We start from the raw sequence: 11,278 nt of genomic DNA, 5'->3' as shown, positions 1-11,278 counted from the left end.
ATCACTCCGGGTCTGCGCCGGGGGGAAGCATCTCCCGGCAGAGGACTGGGGAATCCGCGCGCATCGAGGCACGCGCGGATCCGTTCGTTCGGCGAAGGCCGCGCATTACCAGCTGAAGCCGGCGCCGGCCGAGACGCTGCTCTCGCCGCCGGACACCGCGCCGCCGAACGAAATGCTGGCGCGGTTGCCGAGCGCGCGCTGGTAACCGACCGCGATCGCCTGCTCGCCGCCCTGGGCGCCGACGCCGACGCCGACGCGGTTCTGCCCGGCGAGTCCGGCGGTGTTGAGCGCCATGCCGGCATAGGCGCCGCTCATCGCGCCCATGCGGTCGATGCGGCGATCCTGGTGGCGGAAGCGCTCGTCGATCTCGCCGCGCAGCGAGGTGAAGTTGTCCTCCCAGGCGGCGAACTGCTCGTCGGTGTAGGCCTTGGCCTGGTTCAGCGTGCGCGCGTCGCCGGCGTCGACCTGCGCCACGTTGGCCGCATCGCTGTCGTCGACGCCCTCGGCGACGTTGGTGACGCGCCGCTGGTTGTCGGCGCTGCCGACCGAGACCGTATTGGCCTGGTCCGCGACGGATCCTTGCCCCAGCGCTACCGAACCTTCGGCGGTGACGCTGGCGCCCTGGCCGACGGCCGTGCCCGAGGCGGCCTCGACATTCGCGTCGGCGCCGACCGCGACCGCGTTGGTCGCCTCCACCGAGATCGCTGCGGCGCTGCCCACCGCGGTGCTGTTCTCGGCATCCACCCTCGCACCGTTGCCGATCGCGGTGTCGTTGTCGTCGGCGGCGACGCTGGAGTTGCCGACCGCGAGGCCCTTGCCGCTGCCGTTGCCGCTGCCGTTTCCGTTTCCGTTTCCGTTTCCGTTTCCGTTTCCGTTTCCGTTTCCGTTTCCGTGGCCACCTTGCTCCAGCGCTCCGACCCGGCTGTCGAGCCCCGACAGCGCACCGTCGAGCGCGCCGAGGGCGTCGCCGACGTTGCCGTAGTAGCTGCCCTGGACGGAGAACACCGATCCGATCAACTTGCCGTTGGCGTCCACCACCGTGCCGCCGCCGAAGGCGGTGGCGACCGAATCCATCGCCGCGTGCACCTGCCCGCCGTTCACCGCATCGCGGCTGGCGGCCTTGATCGCCCCCGCGGCGACATTGCCCAGCCGGGTGCCGCCCTCGCCGTCGAGGCTGATGCGGTCGTGGCTGTCGTCGTCGTAGGTCACCGCGTTCACGGCCACGCCCTCGATGTCGCCGATGCGGTCCTCCATGCCGTCCACCCGGCCCTCGACCACCCCGACGCGTTCGTTGGTCTCGAACAGCTGGCTGCCGTTGACCGCGTCGGTGCTCTCCTCCGACACCTCGCCCGCCGCGACATTGGTCAGAACGGTGCCCTGCGCGCCGTCGAACGTGACGCGGTCGTGGCTGTCGTCGTCGTAGGTGATCGCGTTCTCGCTGATATGCCCGATCTCGTCGGCGACGGCGCTCAGCTGATCGAGGTTCACCGCATCGGTGCCCGCGGTGCCGGCGGCGACGTTGACGACCTGGCGCTCGGCGCCTTCGCTGCCGACCGAGACCGTGTTCTCGCGGGCCGCAATGGCGCCGCGCCCCAGCGCGACGCTGTTGTCCGCCGTCGCCCAGGCGTCCACGCCCAGCGCCATGCTGGACAGGCCGTCGGCCTGGCTGCGGAAACCGAGCGCAACGCTTTCTTCGCCGTAGGCGCGCGCCACCTGCCCGACCGCCGTCGAGCTCTCGCCGAACGCCCCGCTGCCGCTGCCGACGGCAAGCGTGCGGATCGCGGCGGCGGTCGAGCCTTCGCCGAACGCGGTGGCGAACTCCCCCGCCGCCACCGACATCACGCCGACTGCCGTGCTGCGGTCGGCACGCGCGCTGCCGCCGATCGCAACCGCCATTTCGCCGCCGGCATAGGCGCCGGCGCCGACCGCGGTCGAGGCGTATTCCAGCGCGCGGGCACCGGCGCCGACCGCGGTGCTTTCGCGGCCGGAGGCGACCGTGGCGAACTCCTCCATTTCCCAGGTCTCGCCGTTCATCACGTAGAGATGTCCCCCGATCGCGGTGGCGCTGTCGGCGGTCGCCTCGCTGCCCGCGCCGAAGGCGCTGGCATAGTCGGCATCGGCGACGCTGTTGAAGCCGGTCGCGGTGGTCTTCTGCGCCATCGCGAACGCGCCGCTGCCAAAGGCGGACGCACCCAACTCGGCCGCGTACGCACCGGAACCGGCTGCGGTGGAGAAATCGCCGTCGGCCGCGGCGGCCTGATTGTTTTCGGCATCGCCGCGCGCGACGAAATAACGGTTGCTTGCAGTCGCTTCCTCGAGCTGGCCCATATTCACCGCGTCGGTAGCCTCGGTGCCGGCGGCGACATTGGTGATCTGGCGATCGAACGCCTCCACCCAATTGCCGTGGCTGTCGCGATAACCATTCGCCGCACCCACGGATACCGTGCCTTCACGATCGGCCACCGAGTAGGCGCCCAGGGCCACGGCGTTGGTCGCCAGCACGTCGGTCTCCGCACCCAGCGCCGTCGCGTGCGTGACGCGCGCCTTGGCCTGCCGACCGAAGGCGCTGGACTGCGCGCCCGCGGCGCCGGAATGCTGCCCGACCGCGGTGTTCGACTCGTCGTACGCCACCGCGCTGCTGCCGACGGCGACGCTGCGGTCGCCGTATGCCTTCGCCCGGTTGCCCAGCGCGACAGCGTGCACGCCGTCGGCCTGGGAGTTGGCACCCATGGACATGCTCCAGTCACCCGCGGCATGGCTCGCGGCACCGATCGCGACCGCCGACTGGCCCGAAGCCCGGGCAATCACGCCCAGAGCGACGGTGCCGCTTCCGGTAGCCTGCGCCGCCGAACCGACGGCGGTGCCGTCCTGCCCGGAAGCCACGGTCGACCAGGTCACGTCCTCGCCGGTTTCCATGTCGAACACCGTCAGCTGTCCGCCCAGCGCGGTGCTGCTGGTGCCGGCGGCCTCGCTGCTGGCGCCGTAGGCGGCGCTCATGTCGCCGGATGCCACGCTGTTGAAGCCGGAGGCGGTGGCGTTCCGGCCCAGTGCGAACGCGCCGCTGCCGAAGGCCGACGCACCCAGCCCGGCCGCGTACGCGCCCGAGCCGGCCGCAGTGGAGAAGTCGCCGTCGGCCGCGGCGACCTGGTCGTTCTCGTCGTCGCCGCGCGCGGCGAAGTAGCGGTTGCTCGCGGTGGCTTCCTGCAACTGGTCCAGGTTCACCGCGTCGGTGGCCTCGGTGCCGGCGGCGACATGGGTGATCTGGCGATCGATCGCCGCAACCTCGACCGGGATCACGCCGTCGTGGATGCGTGCCGGCGTGCCGACCGAAACCGAATTGGGCCGGTCCGCATACGAGTAGCTGCCCAGCGCGACGGCATTGTCGGCGCCAATGGCGACCTGCGAATGCGGCCCCAGCGCCATGCTGGTATCGGTGCCGGGAAAGACGATGCTGTTCCAGCCCAGCGCCACGCTTTGATAGCCGCCGACGGCGGCCTGGCCGCCCAGCGCCAGGCTGCTGTCGCCCTCGGCGAACGCGCCCACGCCGAGCGCGGTGCTGCGCGGGCCGCGCGCCTGCGACCAGCTGCCCACCGCGGTGCTGAACACGTCGTAGGCGCGCGCCTGGCCGCCGATGGCGACGCTCTGGTCGCCGCGCGCGGTGCTGGCCTGGCCGAGCGCGGTGGCGCTCTCGCCGCTGGCCTCCGACACCACGCCCAGCGCCGTGCTGCCGTAGCTGGTGGCGCGGGCGGCGGTGCCGACGGCGGTGCTTTCCTGGCCGGAGGCCTCGGTCGACCAGATCTCCTCTTCCCAGGTGCTACCGTTGATCACCACCATCTGCCCGCCGATGGCGACCGCGCTGTCGCCGGTGGCCTGGCTGCCGACGCCGTAGCTGGTACTCCACTGGCCCGAGGCCAGGCTGTTGAAGCCGCCAGCGGTCGCGTACTCGCCCATCGCGAAGGCGCCGCTGCCGAACGCCGAGGCACCGAGACCGACCGCATAGGCGGCCGAACCCACCGCGGTGGCGTAGTCGCCTTCGACCGCTGCCTCCTGCTCGTTGTCCGGACCGCCGCTGGCGGCGAGATAGCGGTTGTCCTCGGTCGCGGCGCTCAACTGGTCAAGGTTCACCGCATCGGTGCCCTCGGTGCCGGCGGCGACGTTGACGACCTGCCGCTCCATGCCGGCTGCACCAACCGAAACGGTGTTCTCGCGCTCTGCGATCGAACCCGCGCCCAGGGCGACGCTGCCGGCCGCCATCGCCCGGCTTCCGGCGCCCAGCGCCGAGGCTTGCCCGGCCGCCGCCATCGCGTCGCCGCCGAAAGCGCTGGCGCCCTCGCCCTGGCTCTCCGCCAGGTGCCCGACCGCAGTGCCGAGGTCGTCGAAGGTCTGTCCGCCGATGGCGATGCCGCGCGGACCCAGTGCCACCGCCGACGCACCGATCGCCACGCTGAAGTTGTCGAACGCGTAGGCGCCTCCGCCGACCGCCACGCTCCAGTGTCCGCGCGCGTTGGCACCCATGCCGACCGCGGTGGACTCCTCGCCGTGCGCTTGGGCGAGCGCACCGGCGGCGGTGGCGCCGTAGCGGGTCGCGCGCGCGGCGGAACCGAGCGCGGTGCTCTCTTGTCCGGAGGCGACGGTCGACCACTGCTGCTCCTCGCCGCTCTCCACGTCGAACACGGTCATCTGCCCGCCGATCGCGGTACCGCCGCGGCCGCTGGCCTGGCTGCCGGCGCCGTAGGCGGCGCTGTACTCGCCGGTGGCGGAACTGCCGTAACCGCCGGCGGTGGCCGACGCCCCCGATGCGAAGGCGCCGGTGCCGACCGCCGTGGTCCCGACCGCGAATGCGGAACTGCCGGCGCCGAGCGCGGTGGCGTGGTCGGCATCGGCCCAGCTGTTGGCGCCATAGGCGCTGCTCTCGCGGCCCCAGGCCTGGCTGTAGTGGCCACTGGCGCTGGCGTCGTCGGCGATCGCGGCGCTGCCCGCGCCGGCCGCGAGCGCACCGGCGCCGCTGGCCAGGGCGGCGTCGCTGCCGTCGCCGGCGCCGTCCGCCTGGAAATAGCTCACCCCTTCGGCCGCGGCCGGCGCGGGCGCGTCGCTGTCGCCCCGGACCGTCGCGACGGCGCCCGCGGCGCCGCTGTCGCACTCCTGGGCGTAAAAATCGGTATCGGCCTCCGGCCCGCATGTCGTGCCGGCGGCCGTGGAACGCTGGAGGCCTGTCGCCGCGGCGGGCGCGGTGGCGATCAGGGCGGCAATGGCGAGCGCCAGGGTCGTACGCTTCATCTCGTGCTCTCTCCTCCAGGGGGATCCGGAAATCGGGAAGGCGGGGCACTGCATGGGTAACGCCGGCCCCGCCCACGGCCGCGCCTGTCGGTCGCGGTCCGCAGCCGTCGATGCTTGGCAGCAAGCGGGCGCGGATGCCATTCCAATTCGATGACAACCGCTTTATCTCGACGTTTATCCCCGCACAATCAGGGGGTTGGCACCCTCGGCGGGGCATGCGTCCGCCGCCGCCGCGATGCGATCCGGACATGACGAGGCCCGCTCCGGGCCTGCGGCGCGGCACTCGGGGCTGCCGAGGGCAGAGAATCTAGCGTGCGGCGTCCGGCGGCTCGCGCAGCGTTTCCGGGATCCGGCGCTCGCCCGCCAGGCGCTGCGCGTCCTGCAGCGCCGCCTCCAGGGATTCGGTCTGGCCCAGGGCATGGAACAGCCGTGCCTGCAGCAGGGCAAGGTCGAAATCGCGACGCGTCCACGGTGCGACCCGTCCGACCAGGGCAGTGGCCTCGGCCAGGTCGCCGCGCTCGATCAGCCAGGGCGCATAGGCGAGCACCGCCTGCGCGATGTCGCCGGGCACCCCGTCCTGCTCGGCCTGCGCCACGGCGGCGCGGTAGCTGCGTTCGGCATCGTCGTCGCGGCCCTGCGCGCGGGCCGCGAGTGCCTCGAGCAGGCGCCCGGTCACGCCGGCATCGGCGCCGACCAGGATGTCGTCGCGCAACGGCCGGTCGATCTGCAGCGCCGCCTGCTGCCGCAGCCACTGCATCCAGCGCAGGCGCGACGGCCAGGTCTCGGGCGCCCAGTCCTGCAGGGCGGCATCGACGATCGCGATCGTCCGCGCCGGATCGCCGCTGCGCCAGGCCAGTTCCGCCTGCAGTGCGTCGTTGCGATGGAAGTCGCCCGGCAGCACCGGCCCGCCGCCGTACTCGTCCAGCAGCGCGCGCGCGGCCTCGAACCGGCCCTCGCGGATCATCACCTCGGCATGGCCGAGCGCGACATTGGTTGCCAGGGTGACGTCGCTCACCTGTTCGCGCAGCGCCCAGGCCTGCTCGGCCGCGGCGCGCGCCTGGTCCGGCTGCAGCAGCCGCAGATGGGTGACCGCCAGCGCCGAATGCATCGCCACCAGCTCATGGATGGCGCCGAAGCGCCGGAACTCCGCCGCCGCCTTGCCCAGGTATTCGAGCGACTGCGCGGGCCGGCCGCGCTCGCCCTCGAGGTGGCCGAGGTTGGCGTCGACCCGCGCCACCGACAGCAGGTCGCCGGTACGCGCCAGCAGGATGCGCGCCCGCCCCAGGTCCTCCAGCGCACCGGCGAACTTGCCCAGCGCGGCCCGGGTCACGCCGCGGCCGTTGAGCGCGCCCCCCAGCAGCGACACGTGCTCGTCGGGGTCGAGCAGGCCGATCGCCGCCGAATAGTTGCGCTCGCCCTCGGCGTAGCGATCCAGGCGCACGCAGATGGCGCCGCGCACCAGCAGCGCGCGCGCGCGGAACATCGGGTCGTCGCTCGCGGCGGCGGTGCGCAGCAGGCGGTCCACTTCGACCAGCGCTTCGTCATGCTTGCCGGCGCGGAAATCCACCTGCGCCAGCCGCAGCCGCAGCTGCGGTTCGTTGCGCTGCAGTTCCGGCGCGTCCTGCAGGATCCGGCGCGCGGTGTCGAGTTCGTTGCCCAGCATCGCCGCCTGCGCGCGCTGCAGTCGCTCGGCGAGGCTGAGGTCGATGCCCGCGCCGCTGTCGTTGCGTCCCAGCGCGGCCAGCAACCGGCCGCTGGCCTGGTCGGCGGCCTGCAGCAGGTCGGCGTGCTCACCGGCGGCGCGCCGCGAGCCGCCGTCGTTGCCGTCGGCGGTGAGTTCGACGCGCCAGCCCTGCTTGCGATGCCGGGCGCGGCTGCTGATGATCCAGCCCTCGCCCGCGGCGCGGCGCAGCTGGCCGGCCACCACGTCGCGCTCCTTTCCGTGCAGCAGCGAGAGCACGCTTTCGCTCGACGCCACCGGCAGGCCGTTACGGCGCAGCCGGTCGCCGATGAAATCCATCAGTCCCAGGCGCGCCCAGGCCGCGGCCCGCGGCCCCTCCACCGTCGTCGGCAGCACGATCAGCGCGGCGGTGGGTCGCGCCCCGGCACCGGCGTCGACGACGGGAGCCGCTCGCTCCCGCTGCGACACCGCCCACCAGGCGCCCGCCGTCAACACGATCGCGATCGATGCAAGAACGGTCAGGATCCGGCGTTGCCGCGGTGGCGTCAGGTCCGACTCCGGGAACACCTGCAAGGCCGCCGCCTCCGGCGCATCGCTCCGGGGCACCGCCGGTCCGGGCGCCGTCGCCGTCTCTTCCGCGACCTGCAAGGCCTCGACTTCCGCCACCCAGCGGAACCCGTAGCGCGGCACCGTGCGGATCAGCCGCTGCTCCTGGCCGTCGTCGCCGACCACGCGCCGCGCCCGCAGCACGATCTGGCTCAGCTGCGCATCGGAGACGTTGTCGCGGGCGAAGATGGCGTGCGCCAGTTCATCGCGCCCGACCGCGCGCTCCCGATGCTCGATCAGGGTTTGCAGGCACTCGAACACGCGCGCAGGCAGCGCGACCACCTCGCCGCGATGACGCAGTTCGCGCGCGCGGCAATCGAGTAGGTATTCGCAGAAACGGTAGGCAGTACTCGACATGGATCATACGGCCGGCGGAGATCGCCCGCCGACGGCATGGCTATCGGGAGACAGGTTGCCGACGGTCGGGCACCGACCGGAGGCTCCCTAGTATGACCCAGGCGCCTGGCGTCCGCGCCCGACAGGCGCGACACGCCTTCGCTAGTCGCAGCCGTCGCCCTCGACCCGCAGCTGCGCGGCGTAGAGTTCCGGCTGCGGCACCTGCCCGGTGTCGGCCTGCGCGCGCGCTTCGTCGAGATAAATACGCGCCCGGCCCTGCGCGTCGGTCTGCAGCGATGCGGCCGCGGGCTTGCGCCAGATCCGCGCCACCGCCTGCTGCGACGGGCAGGCGGCACTGGGGATGCGCACCACATCGTTGAGCAGCCAGCCGTCATCGGGATCCGGCTGTACCTCGTCGGCATTGACCAGCCGCGCCCGTGGCTGGCAACCGGGACTGGTCTGCTTGACCGAGAACCGGTACGGCGGCTCGGCCTGACCGGTGAACACGCCCTCGATCCGCGCGCAGGCCTCCGGAATCTGCCGCAGCGTGTGCGCGGCACCGACGGCCTGCGGCGGCGCGGTCTCGCGCTCGATCTCGGGCGCCTGCCCGTCGGCAGCCAGCGCGACCGGCACGACTGTCAGCGAAACGAAAAGGACGGAAGCGAAGCGGCACATGGCGGGGACTCCATCGATGCAGCGATGCAGCCTGCCACGGGCCGGCTGAATCGAACGCCACGACGCAGATGCCGCGAGGTCGGCACCATCGGGTCAGGGTGGCCCCGCAACAAAGCGAGTATCGGGGAGCGACTTGCGGGGCCACCCTGACCCGATGCCCACGCCGCTGCCGGGCCGGACGGAAATGCAAGGCCCGCGCCAGACGCGCCATCGTCGTATCCAGGCGGCCTTCCGGGTGGATTTCGACAAGCCGGGAATGCGGCACGCGTAGGCGAACTTCGCATCCGGCACGGTGCCGGCCGCGGGCCGGACAGCGCCGACCGGCCAGCGGTTTGGCCTGTCCGCGGCCGTGTGCCATAGTCGGCGGGCTCGCGCGACAGGCAGGTCTTCATCGCTGCGATACGACCGGCCAGTTCCGGGCGCAGGGGGGATCATCACCGCACCACTGTTCGTCTAGGCATTCACTCTGGGAGGGGTTTCATGCTGGAGCAATACGGTTTGTGGCTGGCGCTCGCATGCGCGGTCGTCGCGATTCTCTATGGCGTGATTTCGGCGCGCTGGATCAACCGGCAGCCGGCCGGCAACGCGCGCATGCAGGAGATCGCCGGTGCGATCCAGGAAGGCGCGCACGCCTACCTCAACCGCCAGTACATGACGATCTCGATCGCCGGCGCGGTGCTGTTCCTGCTGGTGGGCGTATTCCTCAACTGGGCCACGGGGATCGGCTTCCTGCTCGGCGCGGTGCTGTCGGGCGCCGCCGGCTACATCGGCATGAACGTCTCGGTGCGGGCCAACGTGCGCACCGCCGAGGCGGCGCGCAACGGCATCGGCCCGGCGATGGACGTCGCCTTCCGCGGCGGCGCGATCACCGGCATGCTGGTGGTCGGCCTGGGCCTGCTCGGCGTGGCCGGCTACTGGGTGGCGCTCAACGCCATGGGCATGTCGGGCGAAGACGCGCTGCACGCGCTGGTCGGCCTGGCCTTCGGCTCGTCGCTGATCTCGATCTTCGCGCGCCTGGGCGGCGGCATCTTCACCAAGGGCGCCGACGTCGGCGCCGACCTGGTCGGCAAGGTCGAGGCCGGCATCCCCGAGGACGACCCGCGCAACCCGGCGGTGATCGCCGACAACGTCGGCGACAACGTCGGCGACTGCGCCGGCATGGCCGCCGACCTGTTCGAGACCTATGCGGTCACCGTGATCGCCACCATGTTGCTCGGCTACCTGATGGTCACCGAGGTCGGCAGCAACGGTCCGCTGTATCCGCTGGTGCTCGGCGGCGCCTCGATCATCGCCTCGATCATCGGCGCGTTCTTCGTCAAGGTGAAGCCGGGCGGCTCGATCATGGGCGCGCTCTACAAGGGCGTGATCGTCTCCGGCGTGATTGCCGCGATCCTGTACTACCCGATCACCGCCGAACTGATGGCCGACAACAGCCACGGCGCGACGAACCTCTACATCTGCGCGCTGATCGGCTTGATCCTGACCGGCGCCATCGTCTGGATCACCGAGTACTACACCGGCACCCAGTACAAGCCGGTGCAGCACGTGGCGTCCGCCTCGACCACGGGCCACGGCACCAACATCATCGCCGGGCTCGGCATCTCGATGAAGTCGACGGCGCTGCCGGTGATCGCGGTGTGCATCGCGATCTGGGCCTGCCACCTGCTGGGCGGCCTGTACGGCATCGCCATCGCCGCCACCGCGATGCTGTCGATGGCCGGCATGATCGTGGCGCTCGACGCCTACGGCCCGATCACCGACAATGCCGGCGGCATCGCCGAGATGGCGGAGCTGCCCCCGGAGGTACGCGCCGTGACCGACCCGCTGGACGCGGTCGGCAACACCACCAAGGCGGTGACCAAGGGCTACGCGATCGGTTCGGCCGCGCTGGCGGCGCTGGTGCTGTTCGCCGACTACACCCACAACCTCGACACCGTCGGCGCCGCCAGGGCGCTGGCGGACGGGGTGGCGTACGTGGCGCCGACCTTCGACCTCTCCAACCACATGGTGATCATCGGCCTGTTGATCGGCGGCCTGATCCCGTACCTGTTCGGGGCGATGGCGATGGAGGCCGTGGGCCGCGCCGCCGGTTCGGTGGTCGAGGAGGTGCGACGCCAGTTCCGCGAGATCCCCGGGATCATGGAAGGCACCGCCAAGCCGGACTACTCGCGCGCCGTCGACATGCTGACCAAGTCGGCGATCAAGGAGATGGTCGTGCCGTCGCTGCTGCCGGTGGCGGTGCCGATCGTCGTCGGCCTGCTGCTGGGCCCGGAGGCGCTGGGCGGCCTGCTGATCGGCACCATCGTCACCGGCCTGTTCGTGGCCATTTCGATGACCACCGGCGGCGGCGCCTGGGACAACGCCAAGAAGTACATCGAGGACGGCAACTTCGGCGGCAAGGGCTCGGAGGCGCACAAGGCCGCGGTCACCGGCGACACCGTCGGCGATCCCTACAAGGACACCGCCGGCCCGGCCATCAACCCCCTCATCAAGATCATCAACATCGTCGCGCTGCTGCTCGTGCCGTTGCTGTAGCGACGCAACCTGCATCGCGCCCTGCGCCGAGAACTCGTATGGCATGCACGAACACGGCGGCCTCATGGCCGCCGTGTTTTTTATGGCTCTTCACCCGTTTGCACTGGACACGTTCTCGCTGTCGTTGAGCAAGAGCATTAATGATTCAAACAGGTACTGGAAACGACG

General features: G+C 71.6%; 4 protein-coding genes. 1 reads left to right on the top strand and 3 read right to left on the bottom strand.

The window, feature by feature from the left end; all coding sequences use genetic code 11:
- Positions 1 to 105 precede the first annotated feature (105 nt).
- The 3 genes from AB5T46_RS00700 to AB5T46_RS00690 all read right to left on the bottom strand — a co-directional run bounded on the left by AB5T46_RS00700 (position 106) and on the right by AB5T46_RS00690 (position 8,575).
- Positions 106 to 5,277: a YadA-like family protein gene (locus AB5T46_RS00700; RefSeq protein ID WP_370561876.1), complete on the bottom strand. Its 5,172-nt coding sequence runs from the start codon at positions 5,275 to 5,277 to the stop codon at positions 106 to 108.
- Positions 5,278 to 5,584: 307 nt separating this feature from the next.
- Complete coding sequence (locus AB5T46_RS00695) at positions 5,585 to 7,921, bottom strand: winged helix-turn-helix domain-containing protein (RefSeq protein ID WP_370561875.1); 2,337 nt, start codon at positions 7,919 to 7,921, stop codon at positions 5,585 to 5,587.
- A gap of 141 nt (positions 7,922 to 8,062) precedes the next feature.
- On the bottom strand, positions 8,063 to 8,575 hold the full coding sequence (locus AB5T46_RS00690; RefSeq protein ID WP_370561874.1) for a hypothetical protein: 513 nt from the start codon (positions 8,573 to 8,575) through the stop codon (positions 8,063 to 8,065).
- A 480-nt stretch (positions 8,576 to 9,055) separates the two neighbouring features.
- Between AB5T46_RS00690 and AB5T46_RS00685 the strand changes: the two genes are divergently transcribed.
- Complete coding sequence (locus tag AB5T46_RS00685; RefSeq protein ID WP_370561872.1) at positions 9,056 to 11,110, top strand: sodium-translocating pyrophosphatase; 2,055 nt, start codon at positions 9,056 to 9,058, stop codon at positions 11,108 to 11,110.
- Positions 11,111 to 11,278 lie beyond the last annotated feature (168 nt).

It is taken from the genome of Luteimonas salinilitoris, from assembly GCF_041300785.1.
Lineage (GTDB): Bacteria > Pseudomonadota > Gammaproteobacteria > Xanthomonadales > Xanthomonadaceae > Luteimonas > Luteimonas salinilitoris.
Note: the sequence above shows the minus strand (reverse complement) of the source record. Positions and strands in the feature narration are given on the sequence as shown.